Genomic DNA, 20,200 nt, shown 5'->3' with positions numbered 1-20,200 from the left:
TGAAAGTTCGCGTCGAGCCGCGGCGGCGCGCGACAGAGCGGCGTCGCGCGTTGAAGGGCAGAGAGAACAGTCCGCGCGGTCGTCGAGTGTCACACCCGGGCCGTCAGCGTCGCGCGTCGTCCGTCACGCGTCGGCCGATCGGTTCGGCGTCCGCGAGCGGGCGTGACTCGTAACGGTCACGGTCGTCACGAACAGGAGCGTGATGATCGCGCCGAGGAGGAACCCGGACAGCGCGAGGAAACCGATCTTCGCGGCGATCAGCAGACCGACGCTCGCGGCGGTCGCCGCGCTGTAGTACGCCATTTCGGATCGCAGGCGAGCGGATCGATCGCCGCTCCGAGCCGACCGGTCGAACTCGTCGTCGGACATCTCCAGGTACGGGCGGAAGATCTCCAGTCGGTCCGTCGGCCGGACGATTCCGCGAGACTTGTTGTACTCGATGATTCCTTCTCTATCGAGTTTCGGGAGGTGTGACTGGTAGAGGGGGATGTACACGCGCTGTCGCTGTGCGGAGGTCAACTGCGCCACCGTCGTCCCGTTTTCCTTCGCCGCGACGAACTCCGCGACGTCTCGCATCTTCACGGGGCTGTCGTTTTTCAGCAGGTAGGCGATCGCGTCTCGACGACGGTTGGTCTGTAAGATGTGGAAGATATCGTCCGGAGGGAGGCCGTCGGTCTCGACGGATTCCGGCGAGGTGGAGGGGCTTTCGGAAGCGCGGGGACGACCTTCGACGTTCGGGCTCATGGGCTGCAATCGGAGAGGGAAACTATGCTGACGTAAACTTTTCGCCACTGATTTCTAACTAATATGAGTTGTGATGTTCGATGAGATAACATATATAATCTATTGTTTTATTTTGTATCTTCTTGGGAATATACAGAGCAGTCGCTGTATCGCCGGATCGACCGCCGATCGCATCTCGACGGTCGTTCGCGCCGTCCGTCTGAACTGACGATTCGGTTCGATGGTCATAACCGTACTACCCACAGTATTTGGTACGTGAGATTCTCTCTACCGGGGACGATTCAACGCGCTATCACGAACAGGGTGCGATCGTCCCGTCGGCGTCCCGCTTCGTAGTACATGTACGCATCCGACTCACCGGTCGTCCACGCGGACGAACACGCAGATTCGAGCGTGGTTGTGAACGCGAACGCGGGGGCCACCTGCGGTGGTGCGAGATCGGCGCGAGCAGGTTCGAATACGCCCGTTCATCGATCGAGCCGCGAAAACGCGATCGAACCGTCGGGACCGGTCGGAAAACCGAACTGTCCGCGGCGGCTGCAAGTGGAGAACGAAATCGTTTTCCTCCGGCTACCGCTTGGTCCGACTAACAGCCAGAGTCATGAGTAACCAACGACGGTCACCGGGTGGGACGCATGGCGGGTGATCGCGTACTCGTGCCGCTGTCGGACACGGTGACCGTCCGACAGACGGTTAGCTACGCCGTCCGCGATGCCTTCGAGTCGGCCGACGCGCTCGAGTGCCACCTCGTGGTCGCGCTCCCCTACGAGTCCGACGCGCCGGAGGGAGCCCGGCACCTCGAGGACGCAGACGATCTGCTCGCACGCGCGAAGAACTGGGTCGAAGAGGACGCCAGCGGGTCCGCGGTCGAGATCGAAACCGCCGTCCTCGGCGCCGACGAGTACCTCTTCGGGCCGCGCGATTACGCCGAAATATTCGCCGCGTACGCCGACGAGCACGATCTCGATCGCGTCGTGCTCGATCCGGAGTACCGACCCGGCGTCACGAGTTCGATGATCCAGCCGCTGGAGCGCGAACTCGACGCCGTCGGGCTCGCCTACGACGAAGCGCCCGTGGACCGCCCGGCTCGCCACGAGCGGCTGGTCGGCGACGGCGTGGAGCGGTTCGACAAGCTGTTCGCGACGTTCTGGATTTCCTTTGGCTTCTACCTCGTCCTGGGTGATCCGACCTATCCGTTCGACCTCGTCACCGGCGCGGCGGTCGCCACCATCGTGGCGGTCACCCTGTCGAACGTCACGTTCCGGTTCCCGCTCGATCGCGTCCAGTCGCCGTTGCGCGTCCTGCGGTTTGTCATCTACATCCCGTACCTGCTCTACGAAATCGTGAAGGCCAACATCGCGGTCTCGGCGGTTATCCTCCGGCCGTCGATGCCGATCGAGCCGACGCTAACGCGGGTCGACGCGCGGGTCCGCAGCGGCCTGCCGCTGCTCGCGCTCGCCAACAGCATCACGCTCACGCCGGGGACGCTGACGGTCAGAGCCAACGATCAGCACCTGATCGTCCACACGCTGATCCCCTCGGCGCGCGAGGACCTCTTCGACGGCGGGCTCGAGAAGGGGATCCGCTTCGTCTTCTACGGCCGCGAATCGGCGGCGATCGCCTCGCCGCGCGAACGCGGCGACGCCGAAATCGTCGGAGGTGACGAGGTGTGATCCCCGACCTCGGCGAGGTCTTCGTGCTGGCGGCGGCGGGGTTCGTCGTCCTCGCGATCGCGATGTTCTATCGCGCGGTCGCGGGCCCGACGATGCAGGACCGACTGCTGGCGGTGAACGTTCTCGGGACGAACACGGTCGTCGTCCTCGCCCTGCTCGCGGCGGGGCTCGACGAGGCGTGGTTCCTCGACGTGGCGCTGATCTACGCCCTGCTGAACTTCCTGCTGTCGATCGCCATCTCCAAGTTCACGGTCGAGCGAGGTGGTGTCCTGTGATCGAGACGATCCGCGTCTGGGCGGTCGTGATCCTCGTCGGGTTCGGGCTGTTCTTCACGCTCGTCTCGACGGTGGGCGTCATCCGGCTCCCCGACATCTACTCGCGCGCGCACACCGCCTCGCAGACGGACACGCTCGGGGCCGGGTTCGCGCTCGCGGGCGTCGCGCTCGCGCTCGGGTGGCAACACGCGACGGTGTACACCGTCCTGTTGCTATTCTTCGTGTTCATCACGAACCCGACGGCGGCGCACGCGATCGCTCGCTCCGCGGCGGAGTCGGGCGTCGAGCCGCAGCTGGCCGAAACCGACGCTGGTCCGACCGAGCCAGCGACGGACGCCGAGACCGACGGAGGTGAGGTCCGATGAGCGCGCTCGTCTACACGCTCGCCGCGTTCATCCTCGCGACCGCGGTCGCGACCGCGCTGTTCCGGGACGTGCTGGCGGTGATCATCGTCTTCGGCGCCTACAGCCTCGGGATGGCGATCCTCTACACCTACCTACTGGCGCCCGACGTCGCAATGACCGAGGCCGCGATCGGCGCGGGAGTGACGACCATCCTGTTGCTGCTGACGATCGTGCGAACGTCGCGGCCGACGACCGATCGCCTCGTCGAGCGGATCGACGTCCCGGCACTGATCGTCGTAAGCGCGTTCGTGGTCGTTCTCCTGGCGGCGGTGCTGCCGGAGATGTACGCCGTCGGCGTCACCGACGCCCCGATCTGGGGCCGGGGTGGCGTCGAGTCGCCGTCGGTCTACTACATCGAGAATACGTACGAGGACACGCACGTCCACAACGCCGTCACGTCGGTGCTGGCCGCGTACCGTGGATTCGACACCTTCGGCGAGGCGGTCGTCGTCTTCGCCGCCGGCGTCTCGACGCTGTTGGTCCTGAAACGGGAGGTGTTCGTCTGATGGCGGGTCCGGTCGACGATACGTACACGGAGAGCCAGGTCATCATGACCGCCGTCCAGATCATCGCGCCGTTTACCCTCACCTACGGCATGTTCATGATCCTCCACGGCGGCGACACGCCGGGCGGGAGCTTCCAGGGCGGCGCCATCGTCGGCGTCACCGTTCTGATGCTCGCGTTCGCGTTCGGCATCGAACCGACCCGCCAGTGGCTCAAGAACTCGGTGATCGTCTCGCTCGTCACCGGCGGCGTGCTCGTCTTCGTCTCGATCGGCCTCGCGTCGATCGCGCTCGGCGGGCGGTTCCTCGACTACGACCAGTTGTACAAGGTCATCGGGCCCAAGCAGAAGTGGTACATGGAAGCCGTCGAAATCGGCGGCATCTCCCTGATCGTCGCCGGCGTCGTCATCACGCTGTTCTTCGCGATGGCGGCGGGATTCACGCCCGAGCGACAGGGCGGCGGATCGGGAGCCGGCCCCGGGGTCGAGGCCGGGTCCGGGGCTGGCACCGAGTCGCAGTCCGACGCCGGACCGATCGATCGACCCGCGGCCGACGAGTCGGGGGTGAGCGACGATGATTGAGTATCTCGCAAGTCACTACGCGTACGCGCTGTTGTTCGTCCTACTCGGCATCGGGATGTACATGATGATCGCCACCGAGAACCTCGTGAAGAAGCTGATCGGGGTCAACCTCTTCCAGTCGGCGATCTTCCTGTTTTTCATCTCGATGGCCTACGTCGACGGCGCCGACTCGCCGATCGTCGGCGAGGACGTGGTGTTTACGGGCCAGTACGCGAGTCCGCTACCGCAGGTCATCGTGCTGACCGCCATCGTCGTCGGCATCGCGCTGACGGCGGTCGGCCTCGCGCTGATCATCCGCATCTACGCGGAGTACGGCACGCTCCGCGAGGACACCCTCCGGGAGGTGCGCGCCGATGAATAGCGTCACCCTTCTCCCGGCGCTGCTCATCGCCGTCCCGATCCTCGCAGCGACGCTACCGATCGCGCTCGGTCTCCGCTACGATCGCGCCGGGTGGCCGATCGCGGCGATCACGACGACCGGACTGTTCGGGATGGCCGTCGCGCTCGCGATTTCGGTCTACACCACCGGGCAGGTGAAGCACCCCCTCGGCGGCTACTCCAACACCTACGGCATCGAACTCGTCGCCGATCAGTTCTCGATGGTGTTCGCAGTGCTCGTGACGGCCACCGCGGCGGGCGTCCTCGCGTACACGCGCACGGGCGGCCCGCGCGGGAACACGTTCTACACCGCCTACCTGCTGCTGACCGGCGGTCTGCTCGGCATCACGATGACCGGCGACGTGTTCAACCTGTTCGTCTTCCTCGAGATCACGAGCCTCGCCACCTACGCGCTGGTCGCGAGCGGCGACGGCCCCGAGTCCGCGGTGGCGGCGTTGAAGTACCTCATCCTGGGAACCGTCGCCGCGTCGATGTACCTCATCGGGGTCGCCTTCCTGTTCATGGCGACCGGGACGCTCAACATGCAGGTTCTCGCGGACGCGATTCCGGCGGCCGAGGGCCGGCAGGTGACGCTCCTTCGGACGTCGTTCGCCTTCATCTTCATTGGCTTCGCCGTCAAGGTCGCCCAGTGGCCGCTGCACACCTGGCAGCCCGACGCCTACCAGCGTGCGCCCGACGGCGTCACGCCGCTGATCGCGGCGCTGGTGTCGACCGCCTCGGCGTACGCCCTGGGCCGGCTGCTCTACTCCGTCTTCGGGGTCGACTTCGTGACCTCGACGCCGTACGCGACGGAACTGATCGTGACGGTCGGCTGCGTCAGCGTCCTCGCCGGGACGACCCTGGCCGTCATCCAGCAGGAACTCAAGCGCATGCTCGCGTACTCGTCGGTCTCGCAGTTCGGACTGATCCTCGCCGCCTACGGCGTCGTGACCGACACGGCGCTCGTCGGCGCGACGATCCACCTCGTCGGCCACGGTCTCATGAAGGCCGGTCTCTTCCTCGCGGTCGGCCTGATCGCCGTCAGCGCCGGCGCCCGAACCGTCGACGAGTACGCCGGTCTCGCCGACCGGCGGCCGATCACCGCGGGGGCGATGACCGTCATGCTCCTCTCGCTCGTCGGGATTCCGCCGACGATCGGCTTCGTCGGCAAGTGGTACATCGCCGTCGGGGCCGTCCAAGCCCAGATGTGGCCCGTCGCGGCCGTGATCTTCCTCAGTACGATGCTTACGCTCGCCTACGTCGCCAGACTGCTCGAGAAGATGTACTTCACGCCGGCGCTGCCGGCCGAGTCTCTCCGCGCTGCCGGTCGGGTCGCCACCGACGGCGGCGGCGGACCCGGTAGCGAGATCGACGGCTCGGCTACCGACGACCGCGCTGCCGACGCTGTGCAGGCTACCGACGGCGGCCGTAGGGATCGCCGCGATCCGCGCGCCGCCTCGATCGGCATGCGCACCGTCGTGATCGCCTGCGCGCTGCTCGTCGTCGCGCTCGGCTTCAGCGGCGGGTGGTTCTTCGAGCTTCTCGACCCGTTCGTTACAGAGGTGTTCGCCTGATGGTGGAATCGGTTCGACCGCTCGCCGCCGTGCTCGTCTCGGCGATCGCGGTGGTCCTGATCGTCGCCTCGCACCGCCGCCCGAACGTCCGCGAGGGCTGGTCCGTCGTGGCCGCGCTGTCGAAGTTCGCGATCGTCGCCAGCATGCTCCCCGGCGTCCTCGACGGCACTGTCTACGAGTGGAGCTTGAGCGGGTCGCTCGGCGTGGAATTCCTTCACGGCATCGACTTCGTGCTGCGAGCCGATCCGCTCGGGATGCTGTTCGCGCTGCTCGCGAGTTTCCTGTGGATCTTCACGTCCTTCTACGCGACCGGCTACATGCGCGGCCTGGACGAGCACGCCCAGACGCGCTTCTTCGCGGCGTTCGCGGCCAGTCTCTCGACGGCGATCGGGATCGCCTTCGCCGGCAATCTGGTGACGATCTTCGTCTTCTACGAGCTGCTGTCGCTGGTCACCTACCCGCTGGTCGCGCACAACGAAGATTCCGAAGCGCGGATCGCCGGCCGGAAGTACCTCGCCTACACCTTCTTCGGCGGCGGGGTGTTCCTGCTTGCCGGCACCGTGCTGGTGTACTGGCTCACGCAGCCGTATCTCGCCCAAGACGCCGCACCCCTCGCGTTCGAAGCCGGCGGTATGTCGGCGCTTGCGGAGGCGGCTGCGGCCGATCCGGCGTACGCGCAGGCGGCGTTCTTCCTGCTCATCGCCGGCTTCGGCGTCAAGGCCGCCGTGATGCCGCTGCACTCCTGGCTCGCGGACGCGATGGTCGCGCCGACGCCCGTCTCCGGCCTGCTCCACGCGGTGGCCGTCGTCAAGTCCGGCGCGTTCGGCGTCGCCCGCGTCATCCTCGAGGTGTACGGCGTCGATCTCATCCGCGACCTGCCGCTCGACGTGCCGGCGATCGGCGAGGTCGGCCTGAACGTCCCGATCGCGATCCTGGCGACGTTCACGCTCACCGCGGCGAGCATCATCGCGATGCGCAAGGACCACCTCAAGCGCCGGCTCGCGTTCTCGACGACGGCCCAGCTGTCGTACATCGTCCTCGGACTCTCGCTGCTCAATCCCTACGCGATCCTCGGGGCGCTGTTCCACATCCCCGCCCACGCGTTCGCGAAGCTCACCCTGTTCTTCTGCGCGGGGGCGATCCACGTCGAGACCCACACCGACTACATCAGCGAGATGGCCGGCATCGGCAAGCGGATGCCGCTGACGATGTCCGCCTTTACGATCGGCGCCGCGGGGATGGCCGGGATGCCGCTGATCGCCGGTTTCGTCAGCAAGTTCTACATGCTGATCGGCGCCGGAAACATGGCCGCCGGGGGCGCCTGGGGCTACTGGATCTTCGCGGCCAGCTTGCTCGTCTCGGGCGTGCTCAACATCGCGTACTTCTGGCCCGTCGTCTACACCGCGTTCTTCGAGAGCGAGGATCGCCACGATGCGAAACCGCTGCTCGAATTCCCGATCGGCGGCGAGCGTCAGTCGTACGCGGCCGAGGCGGGAGCCGACGATGAGCACGTCGCCGCGGACGGCGGCTCGGAACCGGAACCAGAGCACGGGTCCGACCGCGGCCCGGACGCGGAGACCGTGCCCGAACTCGACCCCGACGGCGACGAAACGGACGAATCCGACGAGATCGAGGACGACGAGGAGTACGAGTACGCCGTCGACAAGTACCCGAGTGACCACACGGTCCCTGACGACGGCCCCCGCGAGACCGTTACGGGCGAACACGTCGGTCGCGTCGACCACCACGGCGACCGCGACGATCACCACACCGGCGGGCCGCCGATCGGCGGCTGGCAGCGGACGTCGCCGCTGTCCGAGAGCACGTGGCTCATGTTGATGCCGATCGTCGTGATCGCGATCGGCGCGGTCGTCCTCGGCGTCGTCCCCGGCTGGGCCGTCTTCCTCGACCTGGCCGCGTCCGTCGTCGAGACGGTGACGGGGGTGACCGTCCCGTGACGACGATCGAGGCTCTGACGGTGCTGTACCCGCCGGCGCTCCTGCTCGTCGCCGCGCTGTTGATGCTCGTCCTCCCGCGAGCGCTCGGCTTCGCCGCGGGCGCGCTGAGCCTGTTCGGCGTGCTGGCGATTTCGCTGTTCGTGCCCGCAGGCGAACACGCGACGATCACCTTCCTCGGCTTCTCCGACGTCCAGTTGTTCTTCGTGGACGAGTTCAGTCGCGTCGTCGGCGCCGGCCTCGGCTTCCTCGGGGCGTTCGGCGTCGTCTACGCCTACTCGAGCGACGCCAGCCGCGGGATGACGGCGATCGCGCTGGCCTACATGGCCTCGTGTGTCGCGGCCGTCTTCGCCGGCGACTGGCTCTCGCTGCTGTTCATGTGGGAGCTGATGGCGGTCACGAGCACCGTACTCGTCTGGCACTACGGCGGCGACGCCGTCCGCGCCGGCTTCCGGTACGCGATCGCCCACGGGATCGGCGGCGTGCTCGTCATGTTCGCGGTCGTCGCCCACTACGTGGCCGTCGACTCGTTCGTCTACGGCGTCGGCGTGTCCGCCGATAACGGCGGAATCGGGGCCGGACTACCCGCCGTACTCGCCGCGCTCGGTATCGGCGTCAACTGCGCGTTCATCGGCCTGCACACGTGGCTTCCGGATACCTACCCGCGGCCGCACATCGCCGCGTCGGTGTTCCTTTCGGTGTTCACGACGAAGACGAGCGCGTACGTCCTCTACCGCGCGTTTCCCGAGGAGGGCTTCCTCCTTCTCGCCTACATGGGCGGGGCGATGGCCGTCTACGGCGCTACCTTCGCGCTGCTCCAGCACGACATGCGCGCGCTCCTCTCGTACCACATCCAGGCCCAGGTCGGGTACATGGTCGCCGGCATCGGCGTCGGGACGACGCTCGCGACCGCCGGCGCGATGGGCCACCTGCTAAACAACATCCTGTTCAAGAGCCTGCTGTTCATGGCCGTCGGCGTCATCATCTACCGCACCGGCGAGAACGACCTGTACAAGCTGGGCGGCCTCTGGCGCGAGATGCCGCTCACGGCGATCGGGTTCGCGCTCGGCGCGCTCTCGATCACCGCCATGCCCGGCTTCAACGGGTACGTGAGCAAGGGGATGATCCTCGACGCGGCCGATCCGCACAGCTACGGCGCCCCCGAGTACCAGTACCTGTACTACCTCCTGTTGCTCGGCGCGATCGGCACCTTGCTCTCGTTCATCAAGCTCGGCTACTACGCGTTCCTCCACGGCGAGAGCGACGTCGAGGTCGCGGACGCGAAGACCGGGCAGACGGTGGCGATGCTCGCCGTGGGCGGGGCCTGCCTCTTCCTCGGCGTCTGGTGGCAGGGACTCGTCGACTTCCTGCCTGGGATCGAAGGAACGCACTTCTACTACGGCGAGGGCTCCGAAGGGCACCTCCACCCGTACAGCTTGGGTCACCTCGAAGAGACGGCGATGCTGCTCGCCGTCTCGCTGGTCGGCTTCGCCGTTATCCGCAAGCCGCTCTCGAAAATCGACCTGCCCGATCCGGCCACCGTCGTGGTGCCGATCACCTACTACACCGGCCGGTGGTCGATGCTGGCAGTCACCGACGCGTTCTCCGCAGTCGATCGGATCGTCGTCGGCTTCGTCACGCGCTGTTACTGGGTCGGCAACAACCCCACGCTGGCGGTCGACGAGGCCGCCCACCGGCTCCCCAACTGGATTGTCGACGTCGAGGAGCGCCGACCAGCCGACGGCGGCCGCCCGTCGACGATCCACCTGCGGGCGAGCATCGGTACGACTATCCTACTGTTGACGCTCCTGCTGACGGTCATCCTGTGGCTACTGGTGGTCTGGGGCGGAAGTTGAGTTCGGGATTCGATACCCGCGAAAAGCTATCGTCGCTGTGTACACTGCTGTCAGAATCGTCGATCGCGACCCGCGCCAGCGACGAGGCCGCCGATCACGCAAGGAGGACGACGTCCGCGTTCCGGCACTCGGGGCAGACGCGTTCGGCGCCGACGACGTCGTTGCCTTCGACGATCATCCAGTTGAGTTCGTTCGCGTCACCGTTCCACCGGCAGTGTTGGCATTCGGCGTCCATCGGTAGGGGTACGACCCGTGCCATCATCCCTCTTTTTCAGCGAATGTGACCGGTTCTGCACCCGAACTCGGCGACCGAGCTCGGCGCGTTCGACGGACTCACTCCGACGGCTCGTCTCGCGATCGCCGATCCACGTCGAGCGCCGTCGGTCGCTCCTCGGGCACGGCGATCGACCGTTCGTCGACGGAGGCTCGAAGCGTCGGTTTCGACGGGCTGGCTTCCCGACGGTAGCGGTGCTCGTCGGGCTCGGCGCGGACGCCGCTCGGGGTGAGGTATCCGCCCTCGACGTCGATGTCGGCTTCCTCGCAGAGTCGTCTGAGGACCGATCGCGCGCCTTCGGTCGTGATCGCCGGCGGCGCAATCGATCGCTCGCGTGCGAGTTCGCCGGCCGTCGAATCGGCCAGAAGGGCGTCGACCTCCGCCTCGTCGTGCCCGCGCTCGGCGAGCGCTTCCCTGACCCGACGAGCGATCGACGGCGCGTGCCGCGTCGGAAACAGCGGCCAGTCGTTCGACGGCGGGTCGAGGACGACCCGGTACCGCCGCAGCGGCGTCCGCGCCGCGGCGGGGAGCGGCACCTCTTCGAGCCGCTGGGACTTACCGAGGACGTCGATCGTCCCCGTGTAGAAATCGACGTCGTCCCAGGTCGCCCCCGTTCGCCGCTCGTCTTCGGGGACTCTGAACAGCTCCGAGCCCCGGACGCCGGAGTGGGCGAAGAGGGCCACCATCGCGTACTCGCGCAGCCGCGATCGTCGCGTCTCGTGGTCGTCTTCCGGGGCGTCGAGCGCCCGATCGCGCACGTAGCGCTCCAGCGCGCGCCGCTGCCCGCCCGTCCAGAGGTCGCCGTCCGACCGACCGTCGGCAGACGGCAACGCGCGCTTCGCGTCCCCGTTCGCGGCTGGGTTCTCCTCCAGAATCTCCCCGCGGACGCACCACGAGAGGAACGCCCGGACGACCGCGTAGTACGTTCCCGCGGTCGAGGCGGTGTACGTTCCGCGCTCCGTTCGGTCCTTCAGTTCGGACGCGTAGGCCCGCATCTGCGCCGATTCGAGGGCGAACAGCGACGTCACGTCGTGTTCCGCGTCGAGCCACTCCGCCCAGCGCCGCAGGATCGATTCGGCGTTTGCGGCGTACGTCCCCGCGCCCGGCCCGTCGGGATCGCCGACGGCCTTCCGCTGGAGGTACGCGTCGATCGCGTCCGCGATCGCGACGTCGGTCACGCGCGGGTCACCTCGTCGTTTCGGCGATCGGTGCCGGCGATCGGTACGGCGACGCCGGCGGGGCGCGGCGGCTCCGACCGCCCGATCGATCGGGTGAGCGGATCGGCGAGATCGGCGCCGTGTATCATCCGTGCGTACCCTCCCGGTCCATCACCCTAAAACTGTGTTTTCGATCGCCGAGGACGGTCCGTCCGACTCCTCCGACGCATTCCGGCCGTGGACGGTCGCGCCGCCCGCACCGAACTCGCTTCGACCGCGATCGACATAACCGTCGAAGCCCTCTGGTCACCGTGACGATGTCGACCGACGAATCCACCGGCGACGACGAGCGAACGATCATCCGAACCGGCCGCAAGTTCGAACAGGAGTACCGCCTCGACGCCAGCGAGGCCGGCGAGTTCCTGATCGCCCTGGGCGAGCAGCTCCGCGACGGCGACGAACTGACGATCGCCGACGACGAGTGGGAGTTGCCGTTCGCGGTCGGCGAGCCCGTCGGGTTGGAGATCGACTTCGACGGCGTCGGCGAACCGGAACTCGAGATCGAACTCGAACTCCCCGGCCGAACCGACGAACGGGCACCCCGAGTCGAGTGACGCGATCCTCGGACGCGGCGCGGGTCCGGACGCGCCGGGCGGGAAGACGGCGGACGATTCTCCGGCGCTCGTCGCAGCGGTCGGCGAAGACGGCAAGGAAACGAATTACGAACGGTCCCGGATGCAGACGAGCCCGCGCGGATGGGCCGTTTCGGCGGTGGTGATCCGCACGCGCCACGCGACCGGCGAGGGTCGATCGATCCGCTCGGCGTCAGTGATCGTTATCGACCGCGTCGACAGTCTCGCGAACAGTTCGACGACGATCGGGAGCGTCACGATCCGCTCGGGCGCGGCGGCGAGCGAATAGCCTTCGAGCCGAACCGAGCAGGACCAGCCCGACGAACCGAAGTCGTCCGGAGCAAGCGAGACGCGGGCCGAATCGAGCAACCCGACGGACTGCAGCTCCGCGAGTACGTCGACGAGCGATTCGAACTCGTCGCGGCTCCCCCGACGATCGGACTCGATCGGCAGGGTCGTCGCCGCCCTGGCGAGCAGGGAGGCCTGTTCGGCGGGGTCGAGTCGGGCGTCGAGTTCCGTCGCGATGCTTTCGAGGAGTCGCAGACAGAGCTCGTCGGGGTGGTCGATCGTCTCGGCGACGTCGAGGTACGTCTCCATGACCGCGGTCTGGAGTCCGGCGTGCGACGACGCGGCGATCGCCTCGAAAACGACGCCGGCGACGGTGTGACAGAAGTCGATCGCACCGCGTCGCTCTCTCGGGATCGGCGCCGATTCGGGTCTTCGCCGCGGGTCGTCGCCGTCGACGTCGGCCGCCCATCGTCGATCGCGGCCGGGCGGATCGTCCGGAAGCTCCTCGCAGATGATCACGTCGTACGTGGGGACCTGCGGATCGTACCGACGCAAGGCTGCGCGGTACTGTTCGGTCGCTCGCGCCGCGGCGCGGGCCACCGCTCGGTTCTCGAAGGACAGTCCGGCTGCGGGAACCGGACGATCCCCCGTCCGTCCGCAGACAAGGAAGTACCGTCCCGATTCCGTCGCGAGGGACTCGATGTACACGCGGATGTCGCCCAGTGTGTTTCCAATCATAGCTGTGACGCGGCTCGTTCGATCGGCGTTCCGTCGTGGCAGCGGCGGTCGACGGGCGGTGTGCGATTCACGGGCGCCGGCCGCTATCGCCGGACCGGGACCGGCCGGTCCGCGGCGATGAACGGCTCGCCGTCGCCGTCGGCGAACGCCACGCGGCCGCACTCGCCCCGGTACACCCGCCAGATCGGCAACTCGGGGATGTCGTAATCCGTCGGGTCGCGGTAGTTACTCGCGATAACCCACTCGCGGGCGAGCATTCAGCGATCACCGCCGACGATCGACCCGTCGACCCCGACACACTTTCGCTCCTCTCCGTCGATAGTCGACCCGTACGCCGTTTCGTCGCCTGCCATAATTTTAGGCTAGCCTAAAAATTGATAACGCTTTCTATTTTAGGCCGGCCTAACTATCGCCGACCCGATCGGGAATTCGCGCCCGGTCGTCGAGTCACTCGCCGTCGGCGGCGTATGCTCGGATGCTGGCGTCGTCGATGACGTCAAGCAGCGTCTCCTCGTCCAGGGCCTCGACGATCGCCTCCGGATCGAGGTGGCTGGCGAGCGCCTCGTGGCCCGCGTCGGTCCGCTCGTCGATCGCCGCCGCTGTCAGGTACCCCGCCAGCGCCTCGTCGACGTACGCCTCGCGAACCCGTCGGAACCGTTCCGATTCGGGATCGATCGGCGCGTCCTCCGCGAACGAGTCGTCGAACCACTCGATCCACGTCTCGCGATCGGCCCACTCGTCGGTGCGTTCCGCCTCCCGTCGCACCCAGTCGACACGCTCCGCGACGCCCGGCCACCAGTCGCCGTCGACGCGGGCGTCGGCGACGACGCACTTCGCGACGCGCGCACCGCGACCGGCCGCCGTGATCGCCTGGTCGTCCTCCTCCGACGGCGAGGCGACGTAGAGCCCGTCGACGGGCGTCGTCCCGTCGCGTGCCGCGTAGCTCGTGTCGAAGTACTCTTCGTTCTCGCCGTGGTGGTCATATGTCACGAACATCGCCTCGTCGTCGTCGAGTCCGCGCATGTACTCGCCGTCGTAGCGGGTTGCGGCGATCACTCGCGTCGCGGTGATCGGTTTGCCCTCCTGGGGTTCGACGATAAATTCCGCGTCGCCGGCACGTTCGATCGACTCGACGAGATCGGGGACGATCTCACAGCCCGCGGCGTCGGCGTGGGCGTGCATCAGCCCGTACAGCGTCTCGACGTCGACCCCGCCGGGAAAGCCGAGGTAGTTCTCCAGGTAGGCACAGCGCTTGATCGAGGATCGGCCGCGGTCGAAGATAACCGTCTCGAGGCCCTCGCGGGCGCAGAAGAGGCCGGCCGAACAACCCGCCGGACCGCCACCCACGATGACCACGTCGCGATCGTGCGCGTTCGACTCGCCGGGGTCGTCAGGGTTCGTGGCGGCCATACTCAGACCTCTCCGTTGACGACGGCCGCGACCCGATCGCGATCGAACAGGCGCTCGTCGTCCGGAATCTCCGGATACGGATCGCCGTCTTCGTACGCCGGCCACTCCCCGAACACGTCCGGGTAGAGCTGTTTCGCGGTCATCTCGATCTGGAACAGGTTCATGATCGGCCCCTGGTAGCGCATCCCTTGTGCGTACACTCGATCGGTTTTGACCGCCGTCAGGTCACGCCCGACCGGGTCGTCCTCCAGGGCCGCGCGCACGTCCGCCATGCTGTAAGAGGGCGTCATTCCCCAGAGGTGGAGGATGACGTCTGGATCGGCCTCGGCCATCACCTCGTAGTCCACCTGTCCCCAAAGACCGTCCCAGTCCGCGTCGGCGAAGGCGTCGATCGCCCCCAGCGGACGCGTGTCCGCCAGCCAGTATCCCGGTTTGTTGAGGTGGTAGGTGTAGAACACCCCGGCCTCGGCGTCGAAGGTGACGCGGACGGCCGTCGGTCGCTCGCTCTCCGGCGGCAACTCGCGTTCGATCCGATCGAGGAGGTCCTCGTGGACGGCCGCGAGCGCTTCGTAGCGAGACCGCTCGCGGAACACCTCCGCCACCTTCCCGAACAGATCCCACAGACCGTAGTACTCGTAGTCGGCGTATCCGTCGGGTGCGGCCGCCCGCGTCCCGCTGTAAAAGTTTCCGAACCACGGTGCGAGCTGATTCCCAACCTCTGTGATGTCACCGTCGTTCCAGCCGTCCTGCGTCGACACCCAAGCCGGATCCACGAGGTGGACGTCGCTGTTCAGTTCGTAGAGCAGTTCCTTCGAAAGCCCGTCGGTCAGCGGATCGTGGAGGTCCTCCCACTCGAAGGAAACGCCGTCGAGGTGGTGGTAGTAGTGGTTCATCGTCGTCCCTGACATCTCGGGAACGTACACCGCGTTGACGGCGTCGCCGTATCCGAGCGCCACCGCCATATCCGCATACTGGGTGAACACCGTGAACACGGTCTCCGGAACGGCGTCGAACGTCACCTCCCCCACCGGCGACATCGTTACCGAATACGAGTCGGTCCCCGAAGACGAGCCGTCCGATTCCGATTCGGACGGCTCCCCGCCGAGACAGCCGGCCAGCACGCCGCCCCCGACGATCGCACCGCCGAACTTGATTGCGTCTCTGCGCGTCGGTACCCCGCGAATCGGGCCCTGTTCTGCCATGTATTTTAGGCAACCCTAAAACGTAATAACTCCTCTGATAGTCGGCCGGTCAAACGCCGGCGCCGTCAGAGAGTAAATCGCGTTCCGATCGCGACCGGCGGCGTTCGAGTTCAGTCGGTTCCGGTGACGATATCCGCGACCCGACGGCGATCGAACAGCCGTTCCCCATCGAATTCGTCGGGGTAGAGCTCCCTCGCGGCTCGTTCGAGTTGAAAGAGGTGGATGATCGGACCCTGATAGGTCAGGCCGCCGTAGACGACGCGATCGTTTTGCACCGCCCGGAGTTCGCTCGCGATGTCGTGGCCCCGGAGGTGGGAGACGATTTCGTCCTCAAAGTACGCCGGCGTGATCTCGCCCTGGAGACGGATCGCGATCACGTCCGGATCGATCTCGAGGAGCCCCTCGTAGTCGATCGTGCCGCCGTCGGCCTGTGCGTCTTCGAAACCGTGTTTCGCGAGCGCGTCGCCGACCCGGAGATCGTTCCAGTGCTTGGACTGCGTCCCGGCGCCGACGAGGTACGGATAGAACGACTCCGGCGGAACCTCCGCGGGATACAGCACCGCCACGTCGGGCGTTTCGTCGGGGAGCCGACTCCGAACGTCGGCGAGCACGTCGTCGTGATACTGCGCGAAGGCTTCGTACCGATCTCGTTCCCGGAACACCTCGGCGAGCTTTTCGAAGGCTTCGTACATCGAGTAGTCGGCGTAGTCGTGCCAGTCGTACACCCGCGTGAAGATCGTGTTGCCGAAAAACGGGCCGACCGTGTCGTCGATTTCGTCGACGTCCTCCTGACTCCATCCCAGCTGGTTCACCATAAAGTTCGGATCGATGACGTGGAGATCGGCGTCGAGTTCGTAGAAGATCTCCTTCCCGGTGCTCCCCTGCCAGAGCTCCGTCAATCCGTCCCCGTCGATCGAAACGCCCGGCAGTTCCTCGTAGAGGTGCGTCCCGTACCGCGCTCGAACGCCGATCGCCAGCAACCCGTCGCCCCGCCCGAGTGCGACGCCCATATCGGCGTAGTCCGCCGTGTACGGGAACCACGTTTCGGGAACGTCGTCGAACGCGATTTCGCCGACCGGTTCCATCTCGACCGTGTACGAGCCGTCCGACGAGGCGGCGGCTCCGCCCCGTTCATCCTCACCGTCGTTCGGCTCGGTCCCCATGCAGCCGGCGAGTACTCCACCGCCGACGACGGCGCTCCCGTACCTGACCGCGTCCCGTCGAGTGATCCCGTTTCGGCTCGTGCCGTCTTCGTCCATGTCGATTAGGCTCGCGTAATCGTGTAAAATGGTTTCGAATCTTAGGCCGGCCTAAAACGGACGCGAACGGAACGTTGCGGCGTCACAACGGTCGGTTCGATCGAACGCCGTTCTCGTCGATCGAGGAACATCCGACCATCGTTTCGACCTCTGCACGCCCACGAAATGCCCGTGGCTTCAATATAGCTTCTTTTGGTTTATTCAAATTGGCGAGAGGAATCGCGATATTTTACTTATTTCGGTTGTCTGGATGGGACAACCTGATTAGTAGAATAGTCATGCAATTATCTATTTCGGCGCAGCCGACGGGATCGGCGGATTCGGAATACACTCAATGCGGATCGATCCAGAAAGCCCTCGACGAACACTCATCCGGTTCGGACCGTCGAACCGGACCTTCAGGGATCGAATTCGACGATCGAGGCGAGACCGGCGGATGAAAGCTACGTCTCCGTTCCGTCTTCCGCCGCCGTCGTCGTCACCACCGGCACGGGCGCGGTACGGACGACGCGTCCGGTAAAACTCCCGAGCAGGAACCGATCGAATCCTGACCAGCCGTGGGTTCCCATCGCGACGAGGTCGATCGAATTCGACTCGGCGTACTCGGTGATTTCGCGGGGAACTGACCCGGGCTCGATCGCGGTGACGACGTCGCCGACGCCCGCCCGCGAGGCGATCGTCGCCGCCTCGTCGAGCACCTCGGTCGCGTTTCGTTCGACGTCCTCGGAAAGTCGCACCGATCGCGGATCGATGGTCTCCGGGAGCTCGTCGACGACGAACAGTAGGTGCAACGCGGCGTCGTGTTCGGCCGCGATTTCGGATCCCAACTCGAGTGCGGCTCGCGCGTGGACGCTGTTATCCGTCGGGACGAGGACGGTTTCGTAGGGATACGATCGCGTCACGTCCTCGCCGGCGCGAACGGTTAGTACCGGAACGGAACTCGCGTTGACGACGTGCTCGGTCGTGCTGCCAAGCACGTACTCGCCGATCCCCCGGCGACCGTGGGCGCCCATAACGATACAACCCACGTCGTGCTCGGCGGCGTACTCGAGGATCGCCTCCCGCGGCGCATCCCGAACGACGCTACCGACGATGGAAACCCCCCGATCCTCGGCTAACGACCGTGCGCGTTCGGCGAGTGCTTTCGCTTCCTCTTCGAGCGCGTCGCCGATGCGCTCTTCGAATCGAACGAGGGAGGGAAGGGTCGTGTCGGCGACGGAGAGGATGTGAAGCGTGGCGCCCGCGTCGGCGACGACGTCCAAGGCGTGTTCTAGCGCCGCTCCCGCGGCGTCACTTCCATCGTAGGGAACGAGAACGGGACCGTCCATGCCGAGCCGTTCGGCCCGCTGACGTTTACTTTTGCGGGTAGCACGATCGGTTCGGTAATGGGTTCTGGCAGTGCGAGGAAGAACACTTCGATCGAAGCATCCACTGCACACCGGCAATATATCACATGGTGCTATATCGAATTTGAGCGTCGTAGACCCACACAGTTTCGGAGGGCGGACTGTTTTCTCGAATTTCCTGGGTAAATCGTGGTTCTAATTGGTCAAAGTGGTAGGGAATCAACCGCCTCAATCGGTTATACATCACCGAATACGCGAAAATAGCTCAAAATTCGACGTCTCGTAGAGTGTCGCCACTCACAACGAGTAACCTGAGTTGGTGTAGAGCGCTAATCCGGCGGGATCAGTGCTGAGCAAACCAATTCGACACACTCACCAGCCGTCAAAACCGGCGCGTAGTCTATCTCCCCACCGACACCTGCTTTCAACAGAAAATCAGTAAGCCGCCAGATATTGTGCAGTAGCACTGCGAATACGAAGTAGAACAGCCGTACTCGATAGTCTTTTGAGGAAGTCTTCGCCAGGAAATCGCCTTTGATCGATTTATACTCGTTATCAATCTGCCAGCGGCGGCTGCAGCGTCGACAAAACGTCTCAGCTTCATCCGGCCCGACTCGGAGATTTGTCGCGAACACGGTCGTTCCCCCGCGCTCGTCGACGGAACGTACAGAAACCGAAGCGGGTGCGAGCCGGCCTCAACGTGGACGGACGCCGATTCGACGGCAACCTCCTGTCTCTCCTCTTCCATTGTCTCGATTACCTCCCTCTCGGAGCTAGTAATTCGCTTCGGGATGAGATAGTTCACGTCGTGATTCGAGAGGGTCTGAATCACCCGCACCGAATCGAATTCGCGGTCATACAGCACCATCTCGATGGGAACGTGCTCAGTCGCTCGTCGAACTAATCCGCGGATGATGCGGTGCATCTGATTCGGCGGACTCTCATCCCGCGGTGAACGCTCACGCACGGGTTCGATAGCGACCACCAATGGGATATTTCACTAAGATTGAGAGCGTCGCGAATTTGAAGGCCCGTTCCTCTCTGTCCTTCGTGCCACTCACCATCGGCATCCCCTCAACATCCCCGTAGTACGGGACCGTCGTGATGTCAATGGCCGCCGGTACGGGGCGACGAAACGAGGCATCAGATGCGATTGCCGAAAGGAGGTTATCTGTGGCTGTATCAAATCCGTCGAGTAGGTCGTTCGAAGTGAACTTCTTGACAACACGGAGGTTGGTATCTCCATGGGGCCCATACTCGTTGCCTCAGCGGAATTTGAACTGCACTACACCTTGGGCGGTGCCACAACCGACCATCCCCATGAATGTCTGTAACTCGAAAAACTGCGTGTCATCGTAGGAGGCGTTCTGAGCGCGCCCAGAGTCGAACCTGTCGAAGCCGTGATCCCGTGCGAGGCGCGTCGTTCGATAAATCTGTTCCTCGGAAAACTCACGGCCAGCCGTTGCATCGTCCTCTCCCTCAGAGGATGAATCGTCTTCTCGGTCGGTGACGTCTGCTTTCGGGCGAACTGCGGAAACAGAGAGGCCATAGTCATCGACTTCTTTCACGACGAAGTGAGCGGCGATTGTTACGAACTCGCGGACTCCATCGTCGAACCGGTTGTGCCAAGTGCGCGAGAGTACGGACCCGTCGGGGACGTAATCCAGACCGAATGCATCGGCGAGTTCCTGATACTAGGTGAGGGTCCGATAGCTGTCGTCCGTGATCTCCCGATAGATGAACAGGCGAATCATTCCGAGAAAGGAATCTGGAGCAGGATGCCAATCGGGATACGAGTCTTCGAGGGTGTCAGCACGGATTGTCACGTCGCTAACCCCTGCACATAGGGACTCCCATCTCGAAGGTGTTCGGTCACTTCGATACCAACCTTATATGCATCGGATATCCGACAATCCCGTCCAGAGAGCAAATCTAGTGTGTTCTCCATCGA

Annotated in this window: 20 protein-coding genes and 1 pseudogene; 10 read left to right on the top strand and 11 right to left on the bottom strand. The window is 65.2% G+C overall.

Annotated features, from left to right (window positions below):
* Positions 1–123: 123 nt before the first annotated feature.
* Positions 124–744 carry a DUF7344 domain-containing protein gene (locus MUH00_RS22135; protein WP_247004812.1) on the bottom strand — a complete coding sequence of 207 codons (621 nt, stop codon included), beginning with the start codon at positions 742–744 and terminating at the stop codon, positions 124–126.
* 635 nt (positions 745–1,379) lie between these two features.
* On the opposite strand from MUH00_RS22135, the gene MUH00_RS22130 reads away from it, so the two are divergent.
* The 9 genes from MUH00_RS22130 to MUH00_RS22090 are packed head-to-tail and all read left to right on the top strand — an operon-like array spanning position 1,380 to position 9,943.
* Entirely contained in the window at positions 1,380–2,417 is a 1,038-nt protein-coding gene (locus MUH00_RS22130; protein ID WP_247004810.1) for a monovalent cation/H+ antiporter subunit E, read from the top strand.
* Complete coding sequence (locus MUH00_RS22125) at positions 2,414–2,692, top strand: cation:proton antiporter (protein WP_425603075.1); 279 nt, start codon at positions 2,414–2,416, stop codon at positions 2,690–2,692. The genes MUH00_RS22130 and MUH00_RS22125 overlap by 4 nt, the downstream gene beginning before the upstream one ends.
* Complete coding sequence (gene mnhG / locus MUH00_RS22120) at positions 2,689–3,057, top strand: monovalent cation/H(+) antiporter subunit G (RefSeq protein WP_247004808.1); 369 nt, start codon at positions 2,689–2,691, stop codon at positions 3,055–3,057. Before MUH00_RS22125 ends, mnhG begins: the two co-directional genes overlap by 4 nt.
* Positions 3,054–3,602, top strand: a complete 549-nt coding sequence (locus tag MUH00_RS22115) for a DUF4040 domain-containing protein (protein ID WP_247004806.1) — start codon at positions 3,054–3,056, stop codon at positions 3,600–3,602. The genes mnhG and MUH00_RS22115 overlap by 4 nt, the downstream gene beginning before the upstream one ends.
* The gene (locus MUH00_RS22110; RefSeq protein ID WP_247004804.1) at positions 3,602–4,180 is read left to right on the top strand and encodes an MnhB domain-containing protein; all 579 of its coding nucleotides are present in this window, start codon (positions 3,602–3,604) and stop codon (positions 4,178–4,180) included. Before MUH00_RS22115 ends, MUH00_RS22110 begins: the two co-directional genes overlap by 1 nt.
* Positions 4,173–4,541, top strand: a complete 369-nt coding sequence (locus tag MUH00_RS22105) for a cation:proton antiporter subunit C (protein ID WP_247004802.1) — start codon at positions 4,173–4,175, stop codon at positions 4,539–4,541. Before MUH00_RS22110 ends, MUH00_RS22105 begins: the two co-directional genes overlap by 8 nt.
* Complete coding sequence (locus MUH00_RS22100; RefSeq protein WP_247004800.1) at positions 4,534–6,132, top strand: monovalent cation/H+ antiporter subunit D family protein; 1,599 nt, start codon at positions 4,534–4,536, stop codon at positions 6,130–6,132. The genes MUH00_RS22105 and MUH00_RS22100 overlap by 8 nt, the downstream gene beginning before the upstream one ends.
* Positions 6,132–8,090 carry a proton-conducting transporter transmembrane domain-containing protein gene (locus MUH00_RS22095; RefSeq protein ID WP_247004799.1) on the top strand — a complete coding sequence of 653 codons (1,959 nt, stop codon included), beginning with the start codon at positions 6,132–6,134 and terminating at the stop codon, positions 8,088–8,090. Before MUH00_RS22100 ends, MUH00_RS22095 begins: the two co-directional genes overlap by 1 nt.
* On the top strand, positions 8,087–9,943 hold the full coding sequence (locus MUH00_RS22090) for a Na(+)/H(+) antiporter subunit D (RefSeq protein WP_247004797.1): 1,857 nt from the start codon (positions 8,087–8,089) through the stop codon (positions 9,941–9,943). The genes MUH00_RS22095 and MUH00_RS22090 overlap by 4 nt, the downstream gene beginning before the upstream one ends.
* 94 nt (positions 9,944–10,037) lie before the next feature.
* Here the strand turns inward: MUH00_RS22090 and MUH00_RS22085 are convergent, their stop codons facing one another.
* The 3 genes from MUH00_RS22085 to MUH00_RS22940 all read right to left on the bottom strand — a co-directional run bounded on the left by MUH00_RS22085 (position 10,038) and on the right by MUH00_RS22940 (position 11,523).
* Entirely contained in the window at positions 10,038–10,178 is a 141-nt protein-coding gene (locus tag MUH00_RS22085) for a hypothetical protein (protein WP_247004795.1), read from the bottom strand.
* A 98-nt stretch (positions 10,179–10,276) separates the two neighbouring features.
* A complete protein-coding gene (locus tag MUH00_RS22080; protein WP_247004793.1) occupies positions 10,277–11,395 on the bottom strand; it encodes a tyrosine-type recombinase/integrase in 1,119 nt (372 codons plus the stop codon).
* Positions 11,392–11,523 (bottom strand): hypothetical protein, encoded by a 132-nt coding sequence (locus tag MUH00_RS22940; RefSeq protein WP_256464817.1) that lies wholly within the window; start codon positions 11,521–11,523, stop codon positions 11,392–11,394. The genes MUH00_RS22080 and MUH00_RS22940 overlap by 4 nt, the downstream gene beginning before the upstream one ends.
* A 168-nt stretch (positions 11,524–11,691) precedes the next feature.
* On the opposite strand from MUH00_RS22940, the gene MUH00_RS22075 reads away from it, so the two are divergent.
* Entirely contained in the window at positions 11,692–11,988 is a 297-nt protein-coding gene (locus MUH00_RS22075) for an amphi-Trp domain-containing protein (RefSeq protein WP_247005028.1), read from the top strand.
* Positions 11,989–12,093: 105 nt separating this feature from the next.
* Here the strand turns inward: MUH00_RS22075 and MUH00_RS22070 are convergent, their stop codons facing one another.
* The 7 genes and pseudogenes from MUH00_RS22070 to MUH00_RS22040 form a co-directional block, all read right to left on the bottom strand.
* Positions 12,094–13,032 (bottom strand): DUF7551 domain-containing protein, encoded by a 939-nt coding sequence (locus MUH00_RS22070; protein WP_247004791.1) that lies wholly within the window; start codon positions 13,030–13,032, stop codon positions 12,094–12,096.
* Positions 13,033–13,115: 83 nt separating this feature from the next.
* Complete coding sequence (locus MUH00_RS22065) at positions 13,116–13,289, bottom strand: hypothetical protein (RefSeq protein ID WP_247004789.1); 174 nt, start codon at positions 13,287–13,289, stop codon at positions 13,116–13,118.
* Positions 13,290–13,479: 190 nt separating this feature from the next.
* Complete coding sequence (locus MUH00_RS22060) at positions 13,480–14,442, bottom strand: NAD(P)/FAD-dependent oxidoreductase (RefSeq protein WP_247004787.1); 963 nt, start codon at positions 14,440–14,442, stop codon at positions 13,480–13,482.
* A gap of 2 nt (positions 14,443–14,444) precedes the next feature.
* Positions 14,445–15,644 carry an ABC transporter substrate-binding protein gene (locus MUH00_RS22055; protein WP_247004785.1) on the bottom strand — a complete coding sequence of 400 codons (1,200 nt, stop codon included), beginning with the start codon at positions 15,642–15,644 and terminating at the stop codon, positions 14,445–14,447.
* Between the two features lie 110 nt (positions 15,645–15,754).
* The gene (locus MUH00_RS22050; protein ID WP_247004783.1) at positions 15,755–16,903 is read right to left on the bottom strand and encodes an ABC transporter substrate-binding protein; all 1,149 of its coding nucleotides are present in this window, start codon (positions 16,901–16,903) and stop codon (positions 15,755–15,757) included.
* Between the two features lie 443 nt (positions 16,904–17,346).
* The gene (locus MUH00_RS22045) at positions 17,347–18,231 is read right to left on the bottom strand and encodes a universal stress protein (RefSeq protein ID WP_247004782.1); all 885 of its coding nucleotides are present in this window, start codon (positions 18,229–18,231) and stop codon (positions 17,347–17,349) included.
* A gap of 347 nt (positions 18,232–18,578) precedes the next feature.
* Positions 18,579–20,197: pseudogene (locus MUH00_RS22040) on the bottom strand (transposase).
* Positions 20,198–20,200 lie beyond the last annotated feature (3 nt).

It is taken from the genome of Halosolutus gelatinilyticus (assembly GCF_023028105.1).
Taxonomy (GTDB): Archaea; Halobacteriota; Halobacteria; order Halobacteriales; family Natrialbaceae; genus Halosolutus; species Halosolutus gelatinilyticus.
This window is presented reverse-complemented; position numbering and strand designations above follow the sequence as displayed.

What these genes read in the sequence shown, in the direction of transcription:
- MUH00_RS22060 (WP_247004787.1), bottom strand. Translation starts at nt 14,442, where the DNA reads ATGGCCGCCACGAACCCTGACGACCCCGGCGAGTCGAACGCGCACGAT.
- MUH00_RS22070 (WP_247004791.1), bottom strand. Translation starts at nt 13,032, where the DNA reads ATGATTGGAAACACACTGGGCGACATCCGCGTGTACATCGAGTCCCTC.
- MUH00_RS22100 (WP_247004800.1), top strand. Translation starts at nt 4,534, where the DNA reads ATGAATAGCGTCACCCTTCTCCCGGCGCTGCTCATCGCCGTCCCGATC.
- MUH00_RS22095 (WP_247004799.1), top strand. Translation starts at nt 6,132, where the DNA reads ATGGTGGAATCGGTTCGACCGCTCGCCGCCGTGCTCGTCTCGGCGATC.
- MUH00_RS22055 (WP_247004785.1), bottom strand. Translation starts at nt 15,644, where the DNA reads ATGGCAGAACAGGGCCCGATTCGCGGGGTACCGACGCGCAGAGACGCA.
- MUH00_RS22065 (WP_247004789.1), bottom strand. Translation starts at nt 13,289, where the DNA reads ATGCTCGCCCGCGAGTGGGTTATCGCGAGTAACTACCGCGACCCGACG.
- MUH00_RS22110 (WP_247004804.1), top strand. Translation starts at nt 3,602, where the DNA reads ATGGCGGGTCCGGTCGACGATACGTACACGGAGAGCCAGGTCATCATG.
- MUH00_RS22115 (WP_247004806.1), top strand. Translation starts at nt 3,054, where the DNA reads ATGAGCGCGCTCGTCTACACGCTCGCCGCGTTCATCCTCGCGACCGCG.
- MUH00_RS22085 (WP_247004795.1), bottom strand. Translation starts at nt 10,178, where the DNA reads ATGGACGCCGAATGCCAACACTGCCGGTGGAACGGTGACGCGAACGAA.
- MUH00_RS22940 (WP_256464817.1), bottom strand. Translation starts at nt 11,523, where the DNA reads ATGATACACGGCGCCGATCTCGCCGATCCGCTCACCCGATCGATCGGG.
- MUH00_RS22075 (WP_247005028.1), top strand. Translation starts at nt 11,692, where the DNA reads ATGTCGACCGACGAATCCACCGGCGACGACGAGCGAACGATCATCCGA.
- MUH00_RS22130 (WP_247004810.1), top strand. Translation starts at nt 1,380, where the DNA reads ATGGCGGGTGATCGCGTACTCGTGCCGCTGTCGGACACGGTGACCGTC.
- MUH00_RS22135 (WP_247004812.1), bottom strand. Translation starts at nt 744, where the DNA reads ATGAGCCCGAACGTCGAAGGTCGTCCCCGCGCTTCCGAAAGCCCCTCC.
- MUH00_RS22050 (WP_247004783.1), bottom strand. Translation starts at nt 16,903, where the DNA reads ATGGACGAAGACGGCACGAGCCGAAACGGGATCACTCGACGGGACGCG.
- MUH00_RS22045 (WP_247004782.1), bottom strand. Translation starts at nt 18,231, where the DNA reads ATGGACGGTCCCGTTCTCGTTCCCTACGATGGAAGTGACGCCGCGGGA.
- MUH00_RS22105 (WP_247004802.1), top strand. Translation starts at nt 4,173, where the DNA reads ATGATTGAGTATCTCGCAAGTCACTACGCGTACGCGCTGTTGTTCGTC.